24 protein-coding genes are annotated in these 26,129 nt (G+C 64.2%); 12 read left to right on the top strand and 12 right to left on the bottom strand.

Annotation, left to right across the window (positions count from 1 at the left end):
• The coding region (locus tag ACYVOC_RS01940; protein ID WP_461160706.1) for an FAD-dependent oxidoreductase at nt 1–222 on the bottom strand (222 nt) is incomplete at its 3' end.
• 169 nt (nt 223–391) lie between these two features.
• Entirely contained in the window at nt 392–1,330 is a 939-nt protein-coding gene (locus tag ACYVOC_RS01935) for a LysR family transcriptional regulator (RefSeq protein WP_116003706.1), read from the bottom strand.
• 106 nt (nt 1,331–1,436) lie between these two features.
• Between ACYVOC_RS01935 and ACYVOC_RS01930 the strand changes: the two genes are divergently transcribed.
• A complete protein-coding gene (locus ACYVOC_RS01930) occupies nt 1,437–2,138 on the top strand; it encodes a pirin family protein (RefSeq protein ID WP_461160693.1) in 702 nt (233 codons plus the stop codon).
• A 1-nt stretch (nt 2,139) separates the two neighbouring features.
• Here the strand turns inward: ACYVOC_RS01930 and ACYVOC_RS01925 are convergent, their stop codons facing one another.
• From ACYVOC_RS01925 to ACYVOC_RS01915, 3 genes are read right to left on the bottom strand one after another with little or no spacing between them, the layout of a single operon-like run.
• Nucleotides 2,140–2,979, bottom strand: a complete 840-nt coding sequence (locus ACYVOC_RS01925) for a MinD/ParA family protein (RefSeq protein ID WP_461160705.1) — start codon at nt 2,977–2,979, stop codon at nt 2,140–2,142.
• 10 nt (nt 2,980–2,989) lie between these two features.
• Nucleotides 2,990–3,748 (bottom strand): GGDEF domain-containing protein, encoded by a 759-nt coding sequence (locus ACYVOC_RS01920; protein ID WP_116003708.1) that lies wholly within the window; start codon nt 3,746–3,748, stop codon nt 2,990–2,992.
• 17 nt (nt 3,749–3,765) lie between these two features.
• Nucleotides 3,766–5,460: a SulP family inorganic anion transporter gene (locus ACYVOC_RS01915; protein WP_461160692.1), complete on the bottom strand. Its 1,695-nt coding sequence runs from the start codon at nt 5,458–5,460 to the stop codon at nt 3,766–3,768.
• Nucleotides 5,461–5,581: 121 nt separating this feature from the next.
• Between ACYVOC_RS01915 and ACYVOC_RS01910 the strand changes: the two genes are divergently transcribed.
• The 4 genes from ACYVOC_RS01910 (at nt 5,582) to ACYVOC_RS01895 (ending at nt 8,524) form a co-directional block, all read left to right on the top strand.
• Nucleotides 5,582–6,118, top strand: a complete 537-nt coding sequence (locus ACYVOC_RS01910) for a BON domain-containing protein (protein WP_116003710.1) — start codon at nt 5,582–5,584, stop codon at nt 6,116–6,118.
• A 34-nt stretch (nt 6,119–6,152) separates the two neighbouring features.
• Nucleotides 6,153–7,382: a PLP-dependent transferase gene (locus ACYVOC_RS01905; protein ID WP_461160691.1), complete on the top strand. Its 1,230-nt coding sequence runs from the start codon at nt 6,153–6,155 to the stop codon at nt 7,380–7,382.
• 106 nt (nt 7,383–7,488) lie between these two features.
• On the top strand, nt 7,489–8,277 hold the full coding sequence (locus tag ACYVOC_RS01900) for a DUF2189 domain-containing protein (protein ID WP_116003711.1): 789 nt from the start codon (nt 7,489–7,491) through the stop codon (nt 8,275–8,277).
• 58 nt (nt 8,278–8,335) lie between these two features.
• Complete coding sequence (locus ACYVOC_RS01895; protein WP_116003712.1) at nt 8,336–8,524, top strand: hypothetical protein; 189 nt, start codon at nt 8,336–8,338, stop codon at nt 8,522–8,524.
• Nucleotides 8,525–8,553: 29 nt separating this feature from the next.
• Here ACYVOC_RS01895 and ACYVOC_RS01890 read toward each other — a convergent pair whose 3' ends face one another.
• The gene (locus tag ACYVOC_RS01890) at nt 8,554–9,237 is read right to left on the bottom strand and encodes an arylesterase (protein ID WP_461160690.1); all 684 of its coding nucleotides are present in this window, start codon (nt 9,235–9,237) and stop codon (nt 8,554–8,556) included.
• Between ACYVOC_RS01890 and ACYVOC_RS01885 the strand changes: the two genes are divergently transcribed.
• From ACYVOC_RS01885 to ACYVOC_RS01865, 5 genes are all read left to right on the top strand, one after another.
• The gene (locus tag ACYVOC_RS01885; protein ID WP_116003714.1) at nt 9,236–9,931 is read left to right on the top strand and encodes an ABC transporter ATP-binding protein; all 696 of its coding nucleotides are present in this window, start codon (nt 9,236–9,238) and stop codon (nt 9,929–9,931) included. The genes ACYVOC_RS01890 and ACYVOC_RS01885 overlap by 2 nt on opposite strands.
• Before the next feature lie 90 nt (nt 9,932–10,021).
• On the top strand, nt 10,022–10,771 hold the full coding sequence (rlmB, locus tag ACYVOC_RS01880) for a 23S rRNA (guanosine(2251)-2'-O)-methyltransferase RlmB (RefSeq protein ID WP_461160689.1): 750 nt from the start codon (nt 10,022–10,024) through the stop codon (nt 10,769–10,771).
• Nucleotides 10,761–11,516, top strand: a complete 756-nt coding sequence (locus ACYVOC_RS01875) for an SIR2 family NAD-dependent protein deacylase (protein ID WP_461160688.1) — start codon at nt 10,761–10,763, stop codon at nt 11,514–11,516. Before rlmB ends, ACYVOC_RS01875 begins: the two co-directional genes overlap by 11 nt.
• 90 nt (nt 11,517–11,606) lie before the next feature.
• The gene (locus ACYVOC_RS01870) at nt 11,607–12,773 is read left to right on the top strand and encodes an ABC transporter substrate-binding protein (RefSeq protein WP_461160687.1); all 1,167 of its coding nucleotides are present in this window, start codon (nt 11,607–11,609) and stop codon (nt 12,771–12,773) included.
• A gap of 147 nt (nt 12,774–12,920) precedes the next feature.
• Complete coding sequence (locus ACYVOC_RS01865) at nt 12,921–17,255, top strand: PAS domain S-box protein (RefSeq protein ID WP_461160686.1); 4,335 nt, start codon at nt 12,921–12,923, stop codon at nt 17,253–17,255.
• 3 nt (nt 17,256–17,258) lie between these two features.
• Here the strand turns inward: ACYVOC_RS01865 and ACYVOC_RS01860 are convergent, their stop codons facing one another.
• From ACYVOC_RS01860 to ACYVOC_RS01850, 3 genes are all read right to left on the bottom strand, one after another.
• Nucleotides 17,259–18,167: a diguanylate cyclase domain-containing protein gene (locus tag ACYVOC_RS01860; protein WP_461160685.1), complete on the bottom strand. Its 909-nt coding sequence runs from the start codon at nt 18,165–18,167 to the stop codon at nt 17,259–17,261.
• 212 nt (nt 18,168–18,379) lie between these two features.
• Nucleotides 18,380–18,958, bottom strand: a complete 579-nt coding sequence (locus tag ACYVOC_RS01855; RefSeq protein ID WP_116003719.1) for a chromate transporter — start codon at nt 18,956–18,958, stop codon at nt 18,380–18,382.
• Nucleotides 18,955–19,545 carry a chromate transporter gene (locus tag ACYVOC_RS01850; RefSeq protein WP_461160684.1) on the bottom strand — a complete coding sequence of 197 codons (591 nt, stop codon included), beginning with the start codon at nt 19,543–19,545 and terminating at the stop codon, nt 18,955–18,957. Before ACYVOC_RS01850 ends, ACYVOC_RS01855 begins: the two co-directional genes overlap by 4 nt.
• A gap of 140 nt (nt 19,546–19,685) precedes the next feature.
• Here ACYVOC_RS01850 and ACYVOC_RS01845 point away from each other — a divergent pair, with 140 nt between their 5' ends.
• The gene (locus tag ACYVOC_RS01845) at nt 19,686–20,531 is read left to right on the top strand and encodes a fumarylacetoacetate hydrolase family protein (RefSeq protein WP_461160683.1); all 846 of its coding nucleotides are present in this window, start codon (nt 19,686–19,688) and stop codon (nt 20,529–20,531) included.
• 4 nt (nt 20,532–20,535) lie between these two features.
• Here ACYVOC_RS01845 and ACYVOC_RS01840 read toward each other — a convergent pair whose 3' ends face one another.
• Nucleotides 20,536–20,823, bottom strand: coding sequence for a DUF6150 family protein (locus ACYVOC_RS01840; RefSeq protein ID WP_461160682.1), 288 nt, complete (start codon nt 20,821–20,823; stop codon nt 20,536–20,538).
• A 480-nt stretch (nt 20,824–21,303) separates the two neighbouring features.
• On the opposite strand from ACYVOC_RS01840, the gene ACYVOC_RS01835 reads away from it, so the two are divergent.
• Entirely contained in the window at nt 21,304–22,011 is a 708-nt protein-coding gene (locus tag ACYVOC_RS01835; protein ID WP_116003723.1) for a VIT1/CCC1 transporter family protein, read from the top strand.
• A gap of 23 nt (nt 22,012–22,034) precedes the next feature.
• On the opposite strand, the gene ACYVOC_RS01830 is transcribed toward ACYVOC_RS01835, so the two are convergent.
• Nucleotides 22,035–23,126: a sensor domain-containing diguanylate cyclase gene (locus ACYVOC_RS01830; RefSeq protein ID WP_461160681.1), complete on the bottom strand. Its 1,092-nt coding sequence runs from the start codon at nt 23,124–23,126 to the stop codon at nt 22,035–22,037.
• An 89-nt stretch (nt 23,127–23,215) separates the two neighbouring features.
• On the bottom strand, nt 23,216–25,999 hold the full coding sequence (locus ACYVOC_RS01825; protein WP_461160680.1) for a class I SAM-dependent DNA methyltransferase: 2,784 nt from the start codon (nt 25,997–25,999) through the stop codon (nt 23,216–23,218).
• Nucleotides 26,000–26,129: the final 130 nt, after the last annotated feature.

Genomic DNA, 26,129 nt, shown 5'->3' with positions numbered 1-26,129 from the left:
GCGCACGGTGTTGGCACTCCAGGGGCGGCACAGGCCGGGCACCGTGTCCAGGGCCTGGGTAAATCGGGCGTCGCGCACCGTAAAGTACTGCGCTCCGGCGTCAAAGCTGCCGTAGGGGGTTTCGAAGGTGCTGGTGCGGCCGCCGGCGCGGTCGCTTTTTTCGAAAACAGTCACCTGGTGCCCCGCCTGCATGAGGGTGCGTGCGCATGCTATTCCGGCCATGCCAGCGCCGATCACGGCGATGCGACGAGGATTTTGTGCAGCGCGCGGTACTCGGAAACGGGTGGCGCGGGAGGGCTTGGGAGGGGGCATGTTCGGGCCTTTCGGGCAGGTGTCAGTCAGGTGGGTTGTGCAACGCACCCACTCTACACGCCTCGCGCGGGCTTGCGCATCAAAAATGGTGGTGGTTTTCCAGCAGCGCACGCCGTGTCGCAGGGCTTTTTAGCTGGTTCAACCACCATTGCAGTGCCCGGCCGGGTACGGTAAAACCCGGGCCGCCCCAGGCATAGTGCAGGCGCACGCTGCGCTCGGGCCGTGCGACCTTGCGTACCACCAGTCGGCCCGCTTCGACATACGGCCGCACCATGGGCTCAGGCAAAAAACCGCCGCCCAGCCCCCGCAGTTGCACCTGTATCTTGGCTTGCATGCTGTCCACGGTCAGCACGTCCTGCCCACCGAGCAGGCCCATGGTCATGCCGCCGCGCTGTGCTGAATCGGCCACGGCCACGGCACGGTGCTCGCGCAGGGTGGCATCGGTGATGGGTTCTGGGGCGTTGGCCAGCGGGTGGTGTGGCGCCACCACGTAAACAAACAACAGATCGCCCAGTGGTGCCTGCTGGAGGCCTGCTACGGTGTTGCCGCCCTCCGCGATGCCGATGGCCAGGTCTGCTTGGCCCGAGGTGAGTGCTTCCAGTGTCCCCGTCATGATTTCTTCGCGCAGCTTGAGATGCGTGGGGGGTGAAAGGGCATAGAAGGCGTCCACCAGTTCGAGCATGGTGTGGGGTGACATCGCGCCATCGATTGAAAGCGTCAGCTGCGATTCCCAGCCGGTGGCAACGCGGCGCACGCGGTGGGCCACCGCCTCCACGTCACGCAGAAGGCGCTCGCCTTCGCGCAACAGTTCTGTGCCGGCCTCGGTAGGGCGCGCCTGGCGGGCGCTGCGGTCGAACAGCAGCACATCCAGGGCGTCTTCGATCTGGCGCACGCGGTAGGTCAGTGCGCTGGGAACCAGCCCCAGTTGCCGTGCGGCTGCGGCAAAGCTGCCGACCTCGGCAATCACCTGCAGCATGGACAGGTTCTCGGGCGTTAGAGCATCGTGGGCGGAGCGCATAGGGTTCAAATGATTTGAATTGTTCCATCAATCCAGCAGGCCCGCAGGTGCGGTCGTCGCTTCTACAGTGGGGGGTCGATTAAGCCACCCAAAAAGGAGCTACACCATGATGACTATTCGCAAATCACAGGACCGGGGCTATGCCGACCATGGTTGGCTCCAGTCGTACCATAGTTTCTCGTTTGCCGGTTACCACGACCCCCGCCACATGGGGTTTGGCAACTTGCGCGTCATCAACGAGGACCGTATCGCCCCGGGCGCTGGCTTTGGCACGCACGGCCACCGCGACATGGAGATCATCAGCTATGTGCTATCGGGTTCCCTGGCCCACAAGGACAGCATGGGCAACGTGGTGGCCATTGCTCCGGGCGAGGTGCAGCGCATGAGTGCAGGCACGGGGGTAACGCACAGCGAGTTCAACCATGCGCCGGGTGAGACCACACATTTTCTGCAGATATGGATTCTTCCCGACCAAAACGGGATTGCGCCCGGCTATGAGCAAAAAGCCTTTCCTGCAGAGCAAAGGCAGGGGCGCTTGCGTCTGGTGGCCTCGTCCGATGGGGCGCAGAGATCTGTGCGCATCCACGCCGATGCAGCGCTCTATGCTGGGTATTTTGACGCGGGTGAGGCGGTCGAGATGGCACTGGATCCGCAGCGCAAATGCTATGTGCATCTGGTGCGCGGCGCATTGCAGGTCAATGGCCAAGCCTTGGCAGCGGGTGATGCCGCCCTGCTGGAGCAGGAGAGCGCGCTGAGGTTGGACCAGGGCGCCGGTGCCGAGGTGCTGGTGTTTGACTTGCTGCCCTGATTCAGGCCGCACGGGTCAGCAGGGTTTCTTCGATCTTGCCCGCCAGTTGGGAGATGGCCATGGCGGCCGGACAGCCCGGAACCTGCAGCAGCAGTAGCTGGCGGCGCATCACAGCGTCGCGCACGGCGTTATCGGCCGGGATATCACCCATGTGGATCAGGCGCAGTGGGCGACCTGAATTGGTCGTGACAAAGCGTTCGAGGACCTGTTGCAGCTGGCTGGTGATGGCGCGCCCGTCGCCCGGGCGGGCCGTCTGGTTGACCACCATGCGGATATGTTGGCGTTGCTGTTGCATGGCCAGCACCTTGATGGCGGCGTAGGCATCTGTGAGCGAGGTGGGCTCGGGGGTGGCTACTACCAATACCTCGGAGGCCAGCGACACCGAGAACAGCACCACATCGGAGATGCCGGCGCCCGTGTCGAGCAGGATCACATCGAAGCGAGGCGCCAGCGTCTGGATCACGCTGAGGAACTGATTGCGCACCTCGGGCGTCAGGCGCGAATATTCGACCATGCCCGAGCCTGCCAATACCACGGAAAAACCGCCGGGCGCTGCGATCACGGCGTCGTCCAGGCTCGACTTGCCGATGAACACGTCATGTAGCGTGATTTTCGGGTGCAGGTTGAGCACCACGTCGAGGTTGGCCAGGCCCAGGTCGGCATCAAGCACCAGCACGCGCAGGCCACGGCGGGTAAGTGCCGCAGCCAAATTGGCCGAAACAAAGGTCTTGCCCACGCCACCCTTGCCACTGGTGATGGCAATGATGCGTGCGCCCGGGGGCGGTGTCGCCGGTGTGCCGGGGACAGGCGCTGTGGTGGAGGGGGACGGCGCGTCGCTCATTTTCTTGCTTTCAGTGGGCGCTGTCATTGAGGTTCAGGGAGTTCAGGTCGCCCCATCCAGATGGAGTGTAAAGAGGGCCAAAAAGCATGCCCTTTTCCTCTGCGGTGACAGTGCTGTCAGGCTGTTCTTCGATGCACACGCGGTTGCGTCCTTCGGCCTTGGCCCGGTAGAGCAGGTGGTCGGCCCGATCCGTCCAAAGCGGAGTGGTCGAGCGAATCCATTGCAAGGCATAAGCCCCGCCCACGCTGATGGTGATGCTCAACTCGGTGTTGGAGTCGATGCGCACGGGCGTCGTAGCGATGGTGCGGCGGATGCGCTCGGCCACCGCTTTGCCAAAGGCTGCCTGGCAGGCGGGCAACACCACAGCAAATTCTTCGCCACCATACCGGGCCAGGGTGTCCATGGGCCGCACGCATTGTGTCAACGTGTTCGCCACGGCCTGCAGCACCTTGTCACCGGCCAGGTGGCCGTAGGTGTCATTCACATGCTTGAAATGGTCGATGTCGAGCATCAGCAGCAATGCGGCTTCGCCCGATCGGGTGACGCGATCGATTTCCCGCTCGAGTACGGCCTGGAACTGGCGTCGATTGGCCAGGCCAGTGAGTGGGTCGCGCAGGGAAAGGTCGCACAGCCCGTCAATCATTCTTTGCAGGTACTGCGCCGGCGTGGTGCCCGTCGGAGGAATCTCCCCACGGCCGAGCAAAGCGGCAGCTGTATCCAGGCGCAGGTCGCGCAGGTCAACAGAGAGAAGGGGAGCGATTTTGGCCACGTGTTACAAGGGTCAATTCAGTCCGAGTGTACCTGTGCATCGGGTGGTTGTAGCTGGCGTAGTGCTCGCAGGGCATCCGCATCGGTGCGGTACATGCGCAGCTTGGGTCCGGGGGTTAAAACCCCTGCGCGCTCCAGTACCTGCTCGATCGGCAGTTTGAGCCCGCTGATGTGCAGCGTGCAACCTTCGCGCAAGACCAGTGCCTGCAGCCGGGCGAAAGTTTCCACGCCGGTCACGTCGACGCGGTTGATTGGCTGGGCAAACAGGCAGACATCGGTCAGGCCCGGGCGGGCCGCCATTCGGTCGGCCATTGAGCGCTCTAGTGCGCTGGCCGATGCAAAGTCCAGTTCCGCGTCCATGCGCAGGGCCAGCAAATCGGGGGCCAGCGGGGCGAGCTGCCACAGCTGCCGGTCGCGCAGACTGCCGTCGGGGTGCAGGCCGACTTCAATGATGCGGGGGTGCAGGCGTTGGTAAAGATAGTGGCTGAGGTTCATCAACAGGCCCACCAGTACGCCCCAATACAAATAAGGGGCTGTGGCCAGGGTGATGGCGAAGGTCGTAGCGCTGATGGAGGCCTCGACCCGCGATATACGCCACAGTTTATGCAGCGTCGCGGGTTTGATCAGGCCCGTAATAGCCATTACTACGACGGCGGCCAACACCGATTGCGGCACATGGTGCAGCGCAGGGGTCAACCACAGCAAGGCGACAAGCACCACGACACAGGAGAACACCGAGGCCCAGCCGGTGCGGGCTCCGGCATACAGGTTGATGGCCGAACGCGAAAACGAGGCGCTGGTGGCAAAGGCGCCGCACAGGCCTGAACTGATCTTGGCCAGGCCATGGGCCATCAGATCCTGGTTTTCATTCCAGCGTGTTCCGCTGCTCTGGTGGTCTACCTTTGCGCTAGAGGCCGTTTCCAGAAAACTGACCAGGGTGATCACCAGCACCGGCATGATGAGTGCGCCCAGCGTGGACCAAGGCAAGGCGCCCGGCCAGAAGGGGTGAGGCAGGCCGGAGGGCAGAACCCCCACCACGGCGCCGCCACCTTCGGCGTAGCCTATGGCCTTGCTGATGAGTGCAGCGCCACCCATGACTACGATCACGGCCGGAAATCTGGGCCAACGCTTGCGTGCCAGCCAGAGCACCGCAATGCTGCCCAGGCCCATGGCTGCGCCCGCCACATCGAAATGCTGCAGGCTGGGGCTGTCGACCAGTTCGGTCAGTGATACATGTAGCCCCAGCAGGCCCGGCAGTTGCGAGGCCAGAATCAGCAAGGCGGCTGCCTGTGTGAAACCGCTGAGCACGGGGGATGTGACCAGATTGAGCAGCCAGCCAAACCGCACCAGGCCCAGTACGAGCTGGAGTGCGCCCGACAGCAGCGCAATCCACACCGCAAGAGACACCCATTGCGCGCTGCCAGGCACCGCCAGGCCGCTGAGAGACGTGCCGATGAGCAGGCTCGTCAGGGCCGTGGGGCCTACACCCAGCCGGGTGGACGAGCCCCAGAGCACCGCCACCAGGCCCGGTAGGAGCGAGGCATAAATGCCCGTGACCAGTGGCATGCCGGCCAGTGCGGCGTAGGCCACGCCCTGGGGCACGAGCATCAGGCCAACGGTCAGGCCTGCCCAGAATTCGCCCTTGAGAAGCTCGCGATCGGGCCGAGGCCAGGCCAGAAAGGGAAACCAGCGGGTCATGGTGACGGGCAGCATGCCGCCATTGTCGTGCCGATGATGAGCCTTTGTCCTACGCTGTGATCCGTCCTGTCTGACCCGGCAGGCGGGGTCGGGACTCTAAAGTTCCAGTCATCCCATTTTTGAGAGGAGTCTCTTCATGAACAACGAGCATTTTTCCTATCGAGCAGCCCAACGTATCGCCACTGTGGTGGCTGTCTCCGCACTGGCCTTTGGACTGGTCGCTTGCGACAAGCCCCAAGACGCTACGCTCGGCCAGAAGATTGACAACGCTGTCGAAAAGACCGAGCAGGCGGCCCAGGATGCCAAGGTGAAAGCTGAGCAAGCCGCCCAGGACGCCAAGGTCCAAGGTGAAAAAGCCATGCAATCGGCTGAAAAAGGACTGGAAAAAGCGGGCGACAAAATGGAGGCCGCAGCGCAGGAGGCGGGCGCCATGGCACGTGATGCCGCCAGTTCGGCCGCCACACTGGCCAGCGATGCAGGCATTACGGCACAGGTGAAAGCCGGCCTGGCCAAGGACTCCGACCTCAGTGCGCTGAAGATCGACGTGGACACCCGCAGTGGCGTGGTCACTCTCAACGGCACCGCGCCTTCGGATGCTGCACGCGAACGTGCCGCCGCCATTGCGCGGGAGGTGAAGGGTGTCACCTCCGTCATCAACCATTTGACGGTGTGAACAAGCGCGGGTGGCTGCGCGCTACCATGGCGCCATGAAAGATACCGCGCCCGACCTGTCCACCCGCATTGTTCACCATTCTTACCAGCCCCCTGTGGGCTTTGCGGCGCCGCAGCCCGGCGTTTTCAAGGCATCCACTGTCATATTCCCCAGCGTTGCCGCACTGCGCACGCGCGAGTGGAAAGACAAGAGCGGCTATACCTATGGGCTGCATGGCACTCCTACCACCTTCACCCTGGAAGAACGCTTGTGCACGCTCGAAGGTGGTTTGCACTGTGTGCTGGTGCCCAGCGGACTGGCGGCGATTGGCAATGTCGCCCTGGCGCTGCTCAGGGCGGGCGATGAAGTGCTGGTTCCCGATAACGCTTACGGGCCGAACAAGGCCATGGGTTCGACCACTTTGGCCCAGTTTGGGGTGCGCCAGGTGTTCTACGATGCACTGGATACTGCCGATCTGGCTGCCAAGATCACGCCTGCGACCCGTCTGGTCTGGCTGGAGGCACCCGGCTCGGTGACGCTTGAATTTCCGGACCTGTGCGAGCAGGTGCGCATTTGCCGCGCCAACGGGGTGCCCACCGCGCTGGACAATACCTGGGGCGCGGGCCTGGCGTTTTCACCCTTCGACCTGTTGGGTGATGGCAGTGGCAGCCTGGCGGTGGATGTGTCCGTGCACGCCCTCACCAAGTACCCCAGCGGCGGTGGGGATGTGCTCATGGGTAGCGTTATTACAAGAGACCCTGCCTTACACCATCAGATCCAGCGCACCCACATGCACTTGGGGCTGGGCGTGGGGGCTAACGACGCCGAGGCCATACTGCGCGCGCTGCCGAGCATTGGCCTGCGCTACCGCGCCCACGACCAGGCCGCGCGCACCCTGGCTCGGTGGATGCAGCAGCAGACCCCTGTGGCCCAGGTGCTGCACCCCGCATTGCCCGATTCGCCGGGCCATGCCCATTGGAAAGCCCTGTGCGGTGCAACCCGGGATGGCGAAGGCCTGGCTGCTGGCCTGTTCAGCGTGGTCATCGATGCGCGGTATTCCCAAGCCCAGGTGGATGTCTTCTGTGATGGCCTGGAGTATTTCAAGCTGGGGTACAGCTGGGGCGGCCCTATGAGCCTGGTGGTTCCCTACGAGCTGGGCAGCATGCGCAGCCAGCCCTCGCCGCACCTGCGGCCGGGCACCTTGGTGCGGTTTTCCATGGGGCTGGAAGCCGTGCAGGACTTGCAAGCCGATGTGGAGCAGGCCATGCAGCGTGCCTTTGGTTGAGGCTGCATGTGCCTTCCATCAACAGACTGAAAGAGTAGGGTATCGGTTGAGATAGATCAAGAAGCAGCAATGAGGGCATACATTGGGTGAACAACCCCTGGATGCCATGACGACCCACACTGCCTCTGACCGCGACACCCAACCTATTGTCTTGCAGGCGTTGCGTTGGGCCGACCCTTGGCGCTGGCTGCAGCGCGGCTGGCAGGACATGCGTTGCGCCCCGGGTATTGCCTTGTTCTATGGCGCCTGCTTTTGGGGCATGGCACTGCTGTTGGGCTGGGTGTTCCGGTCGCGGCCTGAATATGTCATGTCGATGGCCAGCGGCTGCTTGCTGTTGGGGCCTTTTTTGGCCATGGGCCTGTACGACACCAGCCGCCGCCGCGAGGCAGGCTTGGAGCCTGAGCTGGGCCAGTCCATTACCTGCTGGGACAAACACATGGGCAGCATGGGCATGCTGGTGCTGGTGCTCATCGTGCTGGAACTGCTTTGGGGCCGGGCGTCCCTGGTGGTGTTTGCTGTGTTCTTCAACACTGGCATGCCCTCCACCACGGGCGTGGTGCAAGCCATTTTCAATCTGCAGAACTGGAGCTTCGTCGCTGTTTACACCGTGGTGGGTGGCGTTTTTGCGGCCATCGTGTTCTCCGTCAGCGTGGTGTCCATCCCCATGATCCTGGACCGTGACACCGATGCACTCACCGCAGGCATCACCAGCATGCGGGTGGTGGTGGAAAACACCGGAGTCATGCTGCTCTGGGGGGCATTGATCACGTTGCTGGTGGTGGCGTCCATGGTTTTCTGGGGCGCAGGGCTGCTGCTGGTCGGTCCCTTGTTGGGTCATGCCAGCTGGCATGCCTATCGTGCAGCCGTGGCGGTGCCTGTGGCTGTGGGGTCATGAAGGCTCTTCACAGGGCAAGCTGTTACAGTGGGACTCCACTTTAGAGAGAGCAATCACCTTGGCAACCCCCAATTACGGATACGAAAAACGCCAGCGTGAGCTGGCAAAAAAGAAGAAAAAAGAAGAAAAACTGCGCGCTAAGGCGTCAGGCCCCCGCTATGACACCAACGGTGCCCCTTCCGATGGAGTCGCCGAGAACCATCCCGGCCAGCCCGCCGCCCCTGGTGGCGAGAACGCCCCGTCCTGATAAACGCCCACCCTGCCCAAGGCCCTTGTTCAGCGCAGCAACTTGCGCAGTGCGGGCCACACGTTCCCGAGCATGATCGGATGTGCCTGGGCATTGGGGTGAATACGGTCGGGCTGGAACAGGGCCGTAGCGTCTGGCCCGTTGGCCACACCTTCCAGCAAAAAAGGCACCAGCGCCGTTTGGTGCTGGCGCGCCACCTCTCCAAAAGCAGCGGCAAAGCGCCGCGCATAGTCGCTACCGTAGTTGGGCGGTACCTGCATGCCCACCAGCAGCACCTTGGCACCGGCCTTTTGCGCTGCCTGTGCCATGGCGGAGAGATTGTCCTGCGTGTTCTTCATAGGCAAGCCGCGCAATGCGTCGTTGCCACCCAGTTCGATCACCACCACGGCAGGCTTGTGCTTGTCCAGCAGCGCGGGCAGGCGCGCCCGGCCGCCCGACGTGGTATCGCCGCTGACGCTGGCGTTGACCACGGTGGCGGCCACCTTTTCGTCGGCCAGGCGTTTCTCCAGCAAGGCCACCCAGCCCGTACCACGGGCCAGGCCGTACTCCGCGCTGAGGGAGTCGCCCAGCACCAGGATCGTGGGCCCACTGCCCTTGGCAGACGCCTGCGCCGTTCCCAGGCAAAGCCCCGCCAGTGTGCTGGCTGCCAAGCCCAGGATAAAGTGGCGCCGAAGCCGATCTGTTCTCACGTTCGAACACCTTTCATCATTCATGTCTGATTCTTCCACGCCACCTGCGCACCCCGTCATTGCTGTTGAGCATGTGTTCAAGTCGGTCAGCGACTCCACGGGTACGCTCGACATTCTGCGCGACATTGATTTCCGGCTGGCGCACAGGGAAACCGTGGCCATCGTTGGAGCGTCGGGCTCGGGCAAGAGCACGCTGCTGTCCATCATCGCCGGGCTCGATACCCCCACGCGCGGCACGGTGCGCCTGGATGGGCAGGACCTGTTCGCTCTGGGCGAGGACGACCGTGCCGCCTTGCGGGCGCAGAAGATTGGTTTCGTGTTCCAGAGCTTTCAGCTCATGGGCAACTTGACCGCGCTGGAAAACGTGATGCTTCCACTGGAGCTGGCAGGCCGGCGCGATGCGCGCAAGCGTGCGACCGAGATGCTGGAACACGTTGGCCTGGGCCAGCGCCTGGGCCACTACCCCAAGGTACTCTCAGGCGGCGAGCAGCAGCGTGTGGCGCTGGCGCGGGCCTTCGTGGTGCAGCCGGCGGTGCTGCTGGCCGACGAGCCCACGGGAAGCCTTGATTTCGCCACTGGCGAGACCATCATGCAGCTCATGTTCGACCTCAACCGCGAGCAAGGCACCACGCTGGTGCTGGTCACGCACGACCGGGGCATTGCACAGCGTTGCGAGCGCTGCATCACGATAGAAGCCGGGCGTGTGGCGATGGCCTGAATTTTGGGTATTTTTGGCCTCTAGCGCTTTATGGATAAGCGATAGCAGCTATAAATTATATAGCATTCGTGTGCAGCGGATAATTGCGCCATGTCCAGCCCCAAAGTCCTCTTCGGCTTCCATGCCGTGGGCGTGCGCCTGAAAACCGCGCCGCAATCCATCATTGAAATTTATTACGAGGCCACGCGCCGCGATGCGCGCATGCGCCAGTTCCTGGACCGCGCCAGGGAAGCGGGCGCCCGGATGATCGAGGCCGACAGCCTGCGCATTGCCAAGCTGGCCGGTAGCCATGGCCACCAGGGCGTGGCTGCGCGGGTGCAGCCCCTGCCGCAGGCCACCTCGCTCGACGAACTGCTGGAAGACCTGGAAGCCGCAGGCGTTGAGCAGCCTTTGCTGCTGGTGCTCGACGGCGTGACCGACCCGCACAACCTGGGCGCCTGCCTGCGCGTGGCCGATGGCGCAGGTGCCCATGCGGTGATTGCCCCCAAGGACCATGCCGTGGGCGTGAACGCCACGGTAGCCAAGGTGGCCAGTGGTGCCGCAGAAACCGTGCCGTATTTCATGGTGACCAATTTGGCGCGCACGCTGAACGAGCTCAAGGAGCGCAACATCTGGATCATCGGTACCAGCGACGATGCCCCGCAAACCATCTACCAGGCAGAGCTGAAGGGCCCGGTCGCGCTGGTGCTGGGTGCCGAGGGCGACGGTATGCGCCAGCTCACGCGCAAGACCTGCGACGCGCTCGTCAGCATTCCCATGAAGGGGGCGGTCGAGAGCCTGAACGTGTCCGTGGCCAGCGGCGTGTGTCTGTACGAAGCCCTGCGCCAGCGTGCCGTCTGAACCCGCGGCGGGGGCGCAAGCGCTCGAATCTGCCATCGCCGGGGTGCGCCAGGCCCGACACATCGCCGTGCTCACCGGCGCTGGTGTGAGCGCCGAATCGGGCGTACCCACGTTCCGCGATGCGCAAACAGGCTTCTGGGCACAGTTTCGCGCCCAAGACATGGCCACCCCTGAGGGTTTTCGGTCCCACCCGCAGCGGGTGTGGGACTGGTACCAGTTTCGCCGCGGCCTGGTTGCGCAGGTGCAGCCCAATGCCGCGCACCGGGCACTGGCGGACTTCGCCCTGCACCACCCGGAGCGCATGACCTTGATGACGCAAAACGTGGACGGATTGCACCAGCGCGCGGACAGCCCCCAGGTGCTGTGCCTGCACGGAGAGCTGCAGCGCAACCGCTGGCTCGATCTGCCGTGCCCCCATTGCGACCTGGAGAACACGGTCGATGCGCGCCCGCCGTACTGTGGTGCCTGCGGCAACCTGGTTCGGCCGGATGTGGTGTGGTTTGGCGAGCCCTTGCCCCTGGCTGTGCTGGACGCTGCGCAGGCTGCGGCCCGCATGTGCGACCTGATGCTCGTGGTCGGGACTGCCGGTGCGGTGTACCCGGCCGCAGGCCTGGCGCACAGCGCCCGCGCCGCAGGCGCCCGGGTGGTGGTGGTGAACACCGCCGACAGTGCACTGGACGATGTGGCGCATGCCGTGGTGCGCGGCCCCGCTGCCGTGGTCTTGCCTGCATTGCTCGGTGTGTGATTTCTGCACACCCTGTCCCTGAGTGGCTGGACAGGGGAGGGGGTGGTCATTAATATGCAGCCCCTTTGCATCTTTCAAGGTTCGTTATCCATGAGTCGCCGCCAATTTCTCCTGCGCACCACGCAAGCCGTCGCCGCCACCAGCCTGCCTACCTGGGCCCTCCCTGCGCTGGCCGCCGAAGAAGCCTTGTCGGCGCGGCATGTCACGCTGGGGTGCTCCATCGCGCTCACGGGCCCGCTGGGGCAGGCGGGTATCGAGCAAGTCGCCGGCATGAAAGCTGCGTTTGCCGAACTGAACCAGGCCGGTGGTGTTTTCGGGCGTGAAATCCAGCTGGAGGTGAAGGATGACGGCTACGTGGCTGCACGCACCCTGCAGAACGTTACCGCGATGCTGGCAGCCCAGTCGGCGTTTGCGCTCATCTCGCCGTTGGGTACCGCCAACACCGCGGCCATCTTGCCGCTGATCGAAGGCAAGGGCATACCTACCGTGGGGCCAGTCACCGGCGCGCCATCGCTGCGCACGGCAGAGCAACGGCATGTGTTCTTCGTACGTCCCAGCTACCGCGATGAAACCCAGCGCCTGGTCCAGCAGGTTGGCGATATGGGTCTCAAGCGCATTGCCGTGGTGTATCTGGACAACCCGTTTGGCAAGGAGGTGCTCTCGGACATGACCAAGGCGCTGGAAGCCGCACAGGTTGAACGTGCTGGTGAATTCGCCCTGGCCGTGGATGGCAAGAATGCCGTGGAATTGGCTGATCAGGTCGCTGCTGGAAGCCCCAGCGCCGTCTTGCTGGCCACTACGGGAACGGCCAACACCGCCTTCATGCTCGCATTCCGTGCACGCGCCGCCGGTGTGCCCATGGCCGGCCTGTCGGTCACGGTGATTTCGTCTGAAATGCCCAAACTGGGCGCGGCTACGCGCGGCATGGCGCTGGTGCAGGTGTTTCCAGACGCCAACTCGCAAAAATCGGTGCTGGTACGCAAGTTCCAGAGCACCATGAAGAACACGGGCGCCGCGCCTGCTTATCTGAGCAGTGCCAGCGCGCTGGAAGGCTGGATCAATGCGCAGGTGATGATTGAAGGCTTGAAGAATGCGGGCAAGGACCTGACCCGCGAGCGCTTGCGCACAGGGCTGGCCAGCGTGCGCAGCCTGTCCTTTGGTGACTTCAGCGTGGGCTTTGGCAACAAGGCGCCTTATGTGGGCACCGACTCGATCTACCTCGCCATTTACGCTGAAAAAGGCCGCCGCCTGAGCTGAACCTTGCGCTAGCGCAAACAGCCCCCGCTGCCGCTGCGCGCAGCGTTGACGCCGCAGGGGCCTGTTGTTGATACTGCCTGCTGACTGCGGGTCAGGGTAGACGGGCCGTTTCCTGGCTGCTCCCTTGTGCTCGTCACTGGAGGGGCCATGGAGCACACAGCCGGTACGCAGGAAGCGCTGCAAAAGAGCATTGAGCGCCTGGAGCGCGAGAACCAGGCCTTGAGGGCTGCGCTGGAGGGCAGCGACAACGCGCTCAAAGAGGCGCGTGCCACGCTGGTGCGCGGCGCGGCCTATAACAAGCGGGTCTATCAAGAATCGCCCGTGCCCATCGTCATCATCGACCCGGCCATTGGCATCGTAGATTGCAACCAGGCGGCGGTGCGCATCTACGGTTTCTCATCGCGCGATGAGGTGCTGGGCAAGATGCCGCTGGATTTTTCGGCACCAACGCAATACGACGGTACCGACACCCAGACAGCGGGCGAGGAAATCACGCGTTCCATCTTTGAGCATGGTATTGCCAATTTTCTCTGGCGTGCGCAGCGCGCGAATGGTGAAATTTTCGATGCCGAGGTCAATCTCATGGCCTTCGATTGCGGCGGCCGTATTTTGCTGCGCTTCACGGTGGATGATGTGTCGGAGAAGCGCCGTGTGCGGCAGGAGATCGACCGCCAGCAGGCTGAGATCCGCAAACTGCTGCAAGAGCAGCAGGTGATTTTTGAAAACACCCCCAATGGCATTTGTTATTCCGCCGATGGCATCGTGCTGCGGGTCAACAAGCGCTTGTGCGAGAGTCTGCAGATGGCGCGCGAGGATTTGCTGGGCAAGCCGGTAGCGCAGGCACTGTTTTCTAGCGAGGACAACTACCAGTCCTTTGCGGCCATGGCGGGGCCGCTGCTCAGCGCCGGCAAGGTGGTGCGCACCGAGTGGGAGTTTCGGCGCAGCGATGGCACATTCTTCGTGGCCATGGTGTCGGGTCAGGGCATCAGCATTGCGGGCTACGAACGCTCGGCCGTTTGGATTTACGAAGACATCACCGAACGCAAGAAACTCGAACGCGACCGCCAGGAGAACGAGGACCGCCTGCTCCGCATTCTGGAGAACAGCCCCGTAGGCGTGGTCATTGGCACGCCGGAAGGGCAACTGGTGTTTGCCAACCGCCAGCATGCCGAAATGATGGGGGTGCTCTCTGAGGACATACCGTCGTACAACACCTACCGTTCCTGGCGCAACCCGGCAGACCGCGATACGTTCATGGAGCAACTGCGCCGCGACGGCAGTGTGAAGGCCTACCAGGCCGATCTGGTGCGCGCCGATGGCTCCCCCATCACCGTGCTGCTGTCATCCATGTTGCTGGATTTCTCTGATGGGCGTTACCTGGTTTCCTGGCTCTATGACATCACCGAGCGCCAGATCGTGGAGCAGCGCATCGCGCGCAGCGAGGAGCGCCTGAACCTTGCCTTGCGCGCCGCCCATCTGGGCCTGTACGACTGCACCATCGACGACCAGGGGCGTATCGGTGAGGTGACGGTGAACGACATCTGGGCCGAGATGCTCGGGTACGGCAAAGAAGAACTTCTGGCCCGCTACCCCGATCACCTGGCGTGCTGGAGCGACCTGATTCATCCTGACGACCTGCCCGACGTGCAGCAACGGTTGCAGCGCTTTCTGGGGAACCAAGTGCAAGAGCACCGTGCCACCTTTCGCATGCGCACCCACTCTGGGCAATGGCGTTGGATTCAGGACACGGGCGACGCCGCTCTGCGCGGGCCGGACGGGCGCCCGCGCCGACTGGTCGGTATCAACCAGGACATCACTGACCAGAAAATGGCCGAGGCCAGCCTGCGCGCGAGCGAGGCCCACAACCGCAAATTGCTGGACGAGCAGCAAACGATCTTTGACAACGCCCCCAACGGCATCATCTACACCGCCAACGGCGTGATCCTGCGCGTCAACCAGCGCATGTGTGAACACCTGGGCTACGTGCCCGAGGACATGGTGGGCCAGCCAGGCCACATGATGTACCACTCACAGGACGACTACGCACGCTTTGGCGCTATGGTCGGCCCCTTGCTGGCCACGGGCAAGGATGTGAACGTGGAATGGGAGTTTGTGCGCCAGGATGGCCGCCCCTTCGTTGCCCAGGTCTCCGGGCGTGCCTTGCAGTCGACAGACCACAGCCACGTCACCATCTGGGTGTTTGAGGATATTGCCGAGCGCAAGGCTGCCGAACATGCCATGGCCGAGGCGCGCCGCGTGGCCGAAGAAGCCACCCGCGCCAAGAGCGATTTTCTGGCCAACATGAGCCATGAAATCCGCACCCCCATGAACGCCATCATCGGCATGTCGCACCTGGCGCTGCAAACCCCGCTGGACGCCCGCCAGCGCAACTATGTGGAAAAAGCGCACCGGTCCGCCGTGGGCCTGCTCGGCCTGATCAACGATGTGCTCGATTTTTCCAAGATCGAGGCCGGGAAGATGGTGATCGAGCAAACCGCGTTCCAGCTCGATGAGGTGATGGACCATTTGGCCAACCTGATTGGCCTCAAGACCGAAGACAAGGGGCTGGAGCTGCTCTTCCATGTGGCCCCGGACATTCCTGCAGGCCTGGTGGGTGACCCGCTGCGCTTGGGGCAAATCCTGGTCAACCTGGGCAACAACGCCGTCAAGTTCACCGAGCAGGGTGAGGTGGTGATCGGCATTGAAAAAACCGCCGAGGACGAACAGGGCGTGGAATTGCACTTCCGGGTGCGCGATACCGGCATTGGCATGACGCCTGAAGAACGCGCCAAATTGTTCCGACCTTTCAGCCAGGCCGACAGCTCCACCACCCGCCGCTACGGCGGCACGGGCCTGGGTTTGGCCATCTCGCGCAATCTGGTCGAGCAGATGGGCGGAAGCATCTGGGTCGAGAGTGCACCGGGCCAAGGCTCGGAATTCCACTTCACAGCCCGATTCGGCCGCCAGGAAAATAACGCGGTGCTGCCTCGCCTTGCGCGCGAGACATTGCAAGCCATGCGGGTCTTGGTCGTGGACGACAACGCCTGTGCCCGTGAAATCACCGCCAGCATAGCCCTCAGCCTGGGTCTGCAGGTGGATACAGCCATGGACGGCGCAGCGGCCCTGGCGGCCGTGGCCAGCGCCGAGCAGCAGCACCGACCCTACAGCCTGGTGCTGATCGACTGGAAGATGCCGCAGATGGACGGCATCGAAACCTTGCAACACCTGAACGCGCACGATCTGCTCCAGGTGCCGGCCGCCATCATGGTCACGGCCTATGGCCGCGAAGAGGCCCTGGGCGAAGCCGAACGGCGCGGCGTGGCGCTGCGCTCGGTGCTCACCAAACCAGTCATGGCCAGCCAGTTGCTGGACGCCATTGGCCGTACCCTGGACCACAAAGCGGTGACCGAGCACCAGTCAGGCCTGATTGGGCAAGACGCACAGGCTGCCATGCAACAGCTGGCAGGCGCTCGCGTGCTGCTGGTGGAAGACAACGAGCTGAACCAGGAGCTGGCGCTGGAGCTGCTGCGCCATGCTGGCATGGATGTGGAGCTGGCCACCAACGGCCAGGAAGCGCTGGATGCGCTGGCCCGCGATGCGCGTTTCGACTGCGTGCTGATGGACTGCCAGATGCCCGTGATGGACGGCTACGAGGCCACGCAACGTATCCGCGACAACCCGGCGCTGAAGACCCTGCCCATCATTGCCATGACCGCCAACGCGATGGCAGGCGACCGCGAACGCGCCCTGGCCCGGGGAATGAACGACTACATCGCCAAGCCGCTGGATGTGGGCAGCATGTTCCGCACCATTACCCGCTGGGTGGGCGCGCGCTGCGCCGTGCCGGGTGCTACCGCGGCAGCGGCGTCGCTGCCGTTGTCATCGTCGCTGCCGCCTGCCGCACCAGGGTTGCCGCACCTGCCCGGTATCGACACCCGCGCCGGTTTGGCAACCACCCTGCACAACGAGGTGCTGTACCGCTCACTGCTGGGCAAATTCCGCGCAGGTCAGGCGGGGTTTGCCGCTGGCTTTCGGGCAGTGCAAGGCCAGGGGGATGCCACGGCACCCGAGCGCTTGGCCCACACCCTCAAGTCGGTGGCCGGCAGCATTGGTGCACGCAGTGTGCAGGCCGCTGCAGCTGCGCTCGAGAGTGCCTGCAGAAAAGACGAGGCGCCTGCGCGCATTGCAGCCCTGCTGGAGGCGGTGGACGCGGCCTTGGCTCCAGTCATTGCGGGGCTGGACCGCCTGGATGCCGCAGTCAAGGATGTGTCAGTGGCTGCGCCCATAGCCCCGGACGTGCAGCAGATACAGGTGTTTCGGCAGGAATTACAGGCCCTGCTGGTGGCCGGTGATGCCAGCTCGCTGGATCTGGTCGCCCGGCACGGCGGGCTGCTGCAGGTTGCCTGTCCGCACGCGCACCAAGCCATCGCCGCCGCCATTGACGGGTTTGACTTCGAAGCGGCGCTGTCTTTGATGCAGTAACGCTTAACGGGTGTGCGCCACAAAGCGGTTGCGCCCCGCGCCTTTGGCTTCGTACAGCGCCGCGTCCGCCAGGTCCACCAGGGCCTGGGCGGGCTCGTCGGCCCGGGGCACGGCAGTGGCCACGCCCAGGCTGATGGTGACATGGCGGTGTGTGGGTGACTGGGCGTGCTCCAGGCGCTGCGCTTCAATCGCTGCACGCATCTGCTCTGCCAGGCGGTGGGCGCCGGTGCTGTCGGTGGACGGCAGCAAACAGCCAAACTCTTCGCCGCCGCAGCGCGCCACCAGGTCGGTGGGCCGCGTCACGCATGCGGCCAGGGTGCGGGCCACCTGGATCAGGCATTCGTCGCCTCCCGGATGGCCATAGTGATCGTTGAAGGCCTTGAAATGGTCAATGTCAATGGCAATCAGCGACACCGGTGTCTGCTCGCGTGCGGCGCGCTGCCACTCCAGTACCAGGCCATCGTCAAAACGGCGCCGGTTGCTGATGCCTGTGAGATGGTCTTGCGTGGTCAGGCGCTCCAGCAGGTCACGGTTGCGCTTGAGCTCGATATGGTTGCGCACCCGGGCCTGCACGATGGACGGTCGAATGGGCTTGACGATGTAGTCGATGGCGCCCAGCGACAGGCCCCGGGCCTCGTCCTCTTCGTCGTCGCGCGACGATACGAACAGCACCGGGATACGCGCCGTGGCCGGGTTCTGCTTGAGCCGGGCACACACCTCGTAGCCATCCATGCCGGGCATCATGACGTCCAGCAAAATCAGGTCGGGCGGCTCGGCCGATGTGGCCAGCGCCAGGGCCCGCTCTCCGTTGATGGCCACCTTGACTTTGTAGTCCTGCTTGAGCACCGCCGAGATGATCTGCAGGTTCTCCGGGGAGTCGTCCACGACCAGAATGCTTGCTTGTGCTTCCATCTGCGCTTCCTCGGGTGCGATGACGAACCGGCGCAGTGTTCTCGTGGCCTGTGACCGGATGTGTTTGCCGCCGAAAAGAATACGGGGGTTTCAGGTGCGCCGGGCCAAAAATCCGGCCCCGACTGCGCTGGATCAAATCGCCATCCTGTCCAAGGCGCGCAAGAGGGAAGCAGGGTGACGTAACTATTTGATGCATGGACGCTGGCGGAGCCTCATACCCAGCCGATGGCCCCCAGCACGGCGCCCGCGCCCAGCAGCCACAACAGGTGCAGCCGGGTGCGCCAGACCAGCACCGCGGTGGCAGCGGTCAGCAACCACAGCGGCCAGTCGGTGGCAGGCTGGCCCTGCGCACGGCCCAGCACCCAGGTGGTGGCCATCAGCAGCCCAATGACCAGGGGCGCCATGCCCTGTTTGAAGGCGCGCACCGCGCGCCGCTGGCGGTTGCGGTGTGCCCAGCGTGTGGCCAGCCACGTCAGCGTGGCGCTGGGCAGCATGATGCCCAGCATGCACAGCGCCGCCCCCAGCAGGCCATAGCCCCACCCGCCTGCGTTCAGCCCTACATGCCAGCCCAGCAGGGCAATAAACAGCACGTTGGGGCCTGGCGCTGCTTGTGAAATGGCGATGCTGGCGCTGAACTGCATGTCGGTCAGCCAGGCATTGCGCTCCACCAGAAAACGGTGCATGTCGGGCGCCGTGGCAATGGCTCCGCCCACAGCCAGCAGCGAGATCGACAGGTAGTACAGAAACAGGTGCAGCCAGTCGAGGGGCTGTAAAACGATGGCGTGCGTCATGGTGCGAGCTTGCGCCAGGTGAGTACGCAGGCGGTGCCGCCCACCAGCAGCAGCACCCAGTACAGCGGCATGCGCAGCCACACCATGGCAGCAAACGTGGCCCCCGCAATGGCCGCGCACACCCAGGGCCCCAGCGGGTGGGTGCGCAGCGCGGCGGCCAGCTTCAGGCCCATGCCTGCAATCAGTCCCGCCGCCACCGCACCCATGCCGCGCAAGGCGCCCGCCATGGCGGGGTGGCTGGCCCACTGCGCGTACACCATGGCCGCCCCCAATGCCAGCACCAGCGGCAACGACAGCATGCCCGCCAGCGCCGCAAAGGCCCCGCGCAGGCCAAAATGGCGGTCGCCAATCATGATGGACAGGTTCACCACGTTGGGCCCCGGCATCACCTGGGCCACGGCCCAGTCTTCCAGGAACTCCTCGTTCGTCATCCAGCGCTTTTTCTCGACCAGTTCGCGCTGCACCACCGCCACCACGCCGCCAAAACCTTGCAGGGCCAGCCAGGTAAAAGACCAGAACAGATCCGCCACGTTGCGCGGGCCGGGCGCCACGGGCGCGGCGCCGGGGAGGAGGGGGGCAGAGTGCATAAAAAATTGAATAAAAAGTGACCCTAGCGCTTATCCATCAAGCGCTGACAGCTATCATAACAATAGCTATTGGGCCTGCAACGGCCACCATCGTACGCCCATGGCACACTGCCCGTTGTGTCCTCCACGAAAGCCTTTCCATGAAACTCATCCGTTACGGTGCGCCTGGTGAAGAGCGCCCAGGTCTGGTCGATGCCCAGGGTGTGCTGCGCGACCTTTCGATGCTGCTGGCCGACATCGGCCCTGCGCAGCTTGCGCCCCGCACCCTGGCGGCCCTGGCCGCCATTGACGCGGCGCGCCTGCCCGCCGTGCCAGGTCAACCGCGCCTGGGCTGCCCCGTGGGTGGGGTGGGCAAGATCGTGTGCGTGGGCCTGAACTACCGCGACCACGCGCTGGAGGCGGGCATGCAGCCACCGGCCGAGCCCGTGTTGTTCATGAAAGCCATCACGGCCTTGAGCGGCCCGAATGACCCCTTGCACATCCCGCCGGGTTCGCAAAAGACCGACTGGGAGGTGGAGCTGGGCATCGTCATCGGCACCCGCGCCCGCCATGTGACTGAGGCCGACGCACTGCAGCATGTGGCAGGCTACGTGCTGGGCAACGATGTGTCCGAGCGCGCCTACCAGATCGAGCGCGGCGGCCAGTGGGACAAAGGCAAGAGCTACGACGGCTTTGCCCCCATCGGCCCCTGGCTGGCCACGGCCAATGCGGTGGCCGACCCGCATGCCATCGACCTGTGGCTGGAGGTCAATGGCCAGCGCGTGCAAAACAGCAGCACGCGCAACTTCATCTTTGGTGTGCCCACGGTGGTGTCGTACATCAGCCAGTTCATGACGCTCGAGCCTGGCGACATCGTGCTGACCGGCACCCCCGCTGGCGTAGGCCTGGGGCAAAAACCGGCGCCCTGGTTCCTCAAGCCTGGCGATGTGGTGCGGCTGGGCGGCACCGGGTTGGGTGAGCAGCAGCAGACCTGCGTGGGCGGCTAGTGCCTTATTTTTCCAGCTGACCGCGCAGCTTGTGGCTGGTGTTGCGCCAGCCCGCCTTGTCGGGGTACTTGACCTTGAAGATTTTCAGATCAGCCTGCGTCTCGTACTTGGTTCTAAAAATCTTGAAGCTGGCCTGCGCCTCATGCTGCACGAAAAACCACTTGGCATCGCCCTCGGCCTGCTGGGCGTAGGCCACCTCGTACCAGCACAGGTCGGCCTGGGTTTCATAGTGCACTTCGCAGACCACGGCATTGGCCAGGTTTTCGTATTTCACTTCCAGGATTTTTGCCATGTCGTCACTTTCTGAAAAAGGCAGGCACCGCCGCGCCCGTGGACTGAGAGGGTATCGTAAAAGCAGGGTGCGTCAGCCCCCAAAGGCCGGGTGAGAGCGCCGCTCATGCCGCACAAACGGCCGTTCAGCCAGTCCGCCGCCGTTTGGCCCGGAGTGGTATGCGTGTCCCGTGGCTCGTGCACATCGGATGCGGCCGACAAATCCGCAATTGACCCGCCCCCATGAAGTCTGAACCGTTCGCCCTGAGTCTGTCGAAGGGTTTCGAAAACCGCAGCCTGAACGGTATTTGAGACATCAACGGGCCGGAGCAATAACGCTCTCTTTTTCAGCAGAATGCTTTTCCCAAAGGCGGGTGTCGGGCTGTGCGCCCGGCGGCGCAACCCAACACACACCAACGCCCGGACGATAGGGTCGGGTATGTGTCCGCACAACGGGCCCCGGGGTTCATACTCAGCCCATCGTTCACCTACGGGGATTGCCATGTCAGCTGCTCCACGCCGCCTGCACCGTGAACGCCACCGCACCGACCGCATCGGCTGGCTGCGCGCCGCGGTGCTGGGCGCCAACGATGGCATTGTGTCCACCGCTAGCCTGGTGGTGGGTGTGGCGGCGGCGCAGGCCAGCCCGTCCGCCATCGTGATGACGGCAGTGGCCGGACTGGTGGCCGGGGCCATGTCGATGGCGGCGGGGGAATATGTGTCGGTGCACTCGCAGGCCGACACCGAAAAAGCCGACTTGGAGCGCGAGCGCCTCGAACTGGCCGCAGACCCGCTGGCCGAAGAACACGAGCTGGTCGGTATCTACGAGCGCCGGGGCCTGGCCCCCGAGTTGGCGCAGCAGGTCGCCCAGCAGCTCATGGCGCACGACGCGCTGGGCGCCCATGCACGCGACGAGCTCGAAATATCCAATGCCATGGCAGCCCGTCCGGTGCAGGCTGCGCTCACGTCTGCCGCCAGTTTTGCCGGTGGCGCCGCCTTGCCCCTGCTGGTAGCCGTTGTGGCGCCCGCCAGCAGCCTGCTGGCTTGGGTGGCGGTTACTGCACTGGTGTTTCTGGCCCTGCTCGGGGGCGTAGCTGCGCGCACGGGTGGCGCGGGTGTGCTGGTGGGCGCCTGGCGTGTCACCTTCTGGGGCGCCCTGGCCATGGCCATCACGGCGGGCGTGGGGATGCTGTTTGGAGCGCCGGTCTGAGAGGCTGAGGGGAATGGGGCGCTTCAGCCCTGCGCGCTGACCACCCGGTTTCGCCCGGCTGTTTTCGCTGCGTACAGCGCGGCGTCGGCCCGGGCGTAGAGGCCGCCAGCGTCTTCCTGGTCCTGCAGCGTCGCCGCGCCAATGCTGATGGTCGTCGGGTGGCCCAGCCAGTTCGCCCGTGCCACGGCGTTGCGCATGCGCTGGGCGACGCCCAGGGCGCCCACAGCATCCGTGTTCGGCAGGATGACGGCGAACTCCTCGCCGCCCACGCGGGCAACGATATCGATGACCCGGGCACAGCCGCTGAGCACCTGGGCGATCGCCAGCAGCACCTTGTCTCCGGCGTCGTGGCCGTAGGTGTCGTTGATACGCTTGAAATGGTCCACGTCCAGCACCAGCAGGCTCAGGGGCGTGGTCCTGCGCTCCACAATAGCCCATTCCAGTTGAAGGCAGTGATCAAACGCCCGCCGATTGCGCAAGCCGGTCAAGGCGTCGGTGGTTGCCAGCTCGCTCAGCGCCCGGTTCAGTTCATCGACCTTTTGCAACTGTGCCAGCAACTGCTGGTTGAGCGCATCGGCGTCCTGCAAGGCCTTGCGCAGCCGGATTTCGCGCAGGGCAGAGTGCGCCAGTTCGACGAGGACCTCCACATCCTGTTCGGTCCACTGCTTGGGCTTGAAATCCACCGCGCAAAAACTCCCCAGTACATGCCCGTCGTCGGTGCGCAGAGGAATGCCGACGTAGGCCCTGACCCCCAGGGATTGCACCGTGGGGATGTCCCGGAAAACGGCCGCTTGCGTCACGTCTTCCAAAACCAGTGCCTCGTTCGACGTCAGGGAGTAGTGGCAAAACGTGCGCCCCGTCAGCTCCCGCGTAGTGCGCAAGGGCTCGCTCAGCCCAAAAGCACTTTTGTAAAAATCGCGGTCGGCATCCAGCAGCGACACAAAGGCCACGGGCGCCCCGGTGAGCCGGGCCGCCAGGCGGGTCAGCCGGTCAAAACTCTCTTCAGGCGGGGTGTCCAGCAGACCGGTGTCGCGCACCGCTGCCAGACGCTGGGGGTCGGTGAGTGCGGCCTGAATCTGGGCTGCATCGGCAGGCTTCGGGGGCGTGGAAGTCATGCGGACATGGTAACAATTTCACACCCCATAGGCCGGGGCCGGGCCGCCATGCCCTTGCTCTGCACCGGCGCCACCCCGGCCCGAGGGCTTTAGCCGCGCCAGGCTACTTCGCCCCCCGTCGCCACCGCCTGCGCCCGGCCCAGAGCTTCGAGCGTTTGCAGCAGCGTGGGCAGGCCCTTCTTCCAGGGGCCACGGCCTTTGAAGCGGGCTTCGATGGCGCTCAATGTGAGCGGGATGGGGCTGGCGGCCAGTGCGTCGGCCACGGCGCGCACCTGCTCGGGCAGGGGGGCGGGCCAGGGGTGCTGGGCGGGTTTGGTTTGCTCTGGTTTTAATAGCGATTTTTCACTATCAAAATCAGCCTCTGGCGCTTGATCATCTTGCGCAAGCAGCTTCTGTTTTTGCACTGAATTTTGCGGATTTTGAAAGTCCGGCCGCAGCCAGCGCACGCGGCCCTGGGCTTCCTCCTGCGCGCGCTGGGTGTTGAGCTGCACCAGGTGGGCCAGGATGTCGTCGGTGCTGGCCATGGCGGGCAAGCCGTAGGCCGCCAGCACGGCGGCATCGAGCTCGTCGTGCAGCTCGCGCAGCACGCCCACCAGGCCCTGGGTGTGCTGGGTTTTCTCTTTGGCCGTGAGCGCGCGGCCTTCGCGCAAGGCGGCCAGCACGTTGTAGAGGCCGGTGAGGGTGAGGCCGGTGTTGCCGGATTCGGGGGCGAGCACGCGCTTGCGGTGGGCGTCGATCTGCTCGGCGAGTGTGGCGATGCGCTCGCGCAGCGGCGGGGTCAGGCCGGTGTCTTCGTCGGGGAAGGGGAAGGTTTCGAAGCAGCGGGATTTGTTGTAGCGCGGGCGATCTTCCAGCGTTCCGCCGGTTGCTAGGGCCCATTCGATATGCAATTGGCTAGACAAGACGCCGAGGACAGTCGCGTCATTCACGGCGATGGCGATCAGCATGTTGTCCGGCAGGATGCTGGCGTCGAGGAACTGGAAAGTGCGGTGTTTGGAAGTTTCGACCGTGGCAATGTAGCGGGGAAGGCCAACGAGAGCCAAACGTATTTCGCCTCGTGTGCGGCCATGTAGCCACCAGTTGGTCTTGATCTGGGCGTCTCGGTTGGTATCGCGTTCAGGTTTGACGCGTTCCAACAGCCATTGATAAACGGCTGGGTATTGCCTGCGCAGTTCATCTGTATTGAGACCAAATGCGTCGATCACCATCGCTTCGCGCGGTCTGTCGGTTAAGTCTCGTCCGTTGCGGTATGGGCGCACCAGTGTCGGACTACCCCATGACGTTGCCTGTTCGGGTGAAACGATAAAACCCGCTCCAAAGAGCATGACACCTCTGCTGGAGATTTTTCCGTTGGCTTGCAGGTGCACAACTGCCGCCACATTTGCGCCCACGCTTAAATCCGCGTGGATCAGCCCGCGGCGCTCGTGCAGCGTTACCGCCACTTCACCAAAGTCTCCCGTTTGCTCCACTGCTACGTTGTGTAGGCGGCCTTCGTTGGCGCCAAGCGCCAGCACCGTCATGGCAATGCGCACGGCGGCGCCGTTGGCGCCGTCCACCCACGGGTGGTCGGGAATCGCCATGTACAGATGACAGCCTTTGCTCAGCGCCGCCTGCACCACACGCCGGTTAAAGGTCTGGCGCAGGCTGTTGGTGGTAATCAGCCCCATGCGCCGCGTGCGGCCCGCCGCCACTTCGTCGGCCGCATGGTGCCACCAGAACATCACAAAGTCCGCGCTCTCTGGCACCTCGGGCCAGGCGCCGCGCAGGGCTTGCACGTAGCCGTCGCCCAAGGCAGCGCGCATGCTGGCGGCGCCAATGAACGGCGGATTCCCCACAATGAAATCCGCCTGCGGCCACTGCGCCTGCCGGGCGCCCACGTAGCGCCATTGCGGCACCTGGGCGGCTTCGTCGGGCACTAGTTCGCCCGTTACAGGGTGGGTCTTGAACGTGGTGCCGTCCCAGCGGCTGAGCAGCTGGCCGGCGTCGTCATACGCCAGCTCTTGCGCGTCCCAGGCCAGCACGGCGTCGCGGCATTCGATGTTGCCGTAGTTGTGCACCACGGGCTCGGCCACGGCGGCGTTGCCATGGGTGCGGATGTGCCACTGCAGGTAGCCGATCCACAGCACCAGCTCGGCCAGGGCGGCGGCACGTTCGTTCAGCTCGATGCCGCGCAGTTGCTGCAGGGTGACGGTTTCGCCTTCAAAGCCGAGCTGGTCTTGCGTGTGGCCGAGGGCTTCGAGCTGATTGACGACTTCGCCCTCCAGGCGCTTCAAGTGTTCCAGTGTCACGTACAAGAAGTTGGCGCTGCCGCAGGCCGGGTCGAGCACGCGGGTGGTGCACAGCTGGTGGTGGAATTTTTTGACTTCGGCGCGGGCCTCAGCCAGCTTGGCTTCCATCGCTTTGCCTTGCAGCGCGGCGGCCTCGTGCGCCAGCACCAGGGCGGCGGCCTGGGCGTTGGCCCAGTCTGCGCGCAGGGGCTCGATGACGGTGGGCAGCACCAGGCGCTCGACATAAGCGCGGGGCGTGTAGTGCGCGCCCAGGGCGTGGCGCTCGGCGGGGTCGAGCGCGCGTTCGAGCAGGGTGCCGAAGATGGCGGGCTCTACCTCGCGCCAGTTGGCTTGGGCGGCCTGGATGAGCAGGTCTATCTGCGCGGGGGTGAGCAGCAGGCTGTATCCGTCTTGCCCCGCGCCTTTGAACAGTTTGCCGTTGAAGTGCAGCACGGGTTTGGCCAGCGCAGCAGAAAAGCCACCCCGGTCCATGTCGGCCCACAGAATACGCAGCATCTGCTGCAGCGTGGCGGGGTCGTTGCGATGGGTTTGCAGCAGGCCGAGGAAGGCACCTTTGGGCAGCAGTTCCACATCCTCCGCAAACATGCTGAAGAGGCAGCGGGTGAGGTAGGATGCTATTATTCCAGGAGCTATTAACGCTTGCTGGTATTGGGTTTTCGCTGTATTTGTGGTATAATTTCTGTTCTGTTCTGTTCTGTTCTGTTCTGTTCTGTTC

It is taken from the genome of Simplicispira piscis, from assembly GCF_054783455.1.
The sequence above is the reverse complement of the archived record's forward strand: the minus strand, read 5'-3'. Positions and strand labels throughout refer to the sequence as shown.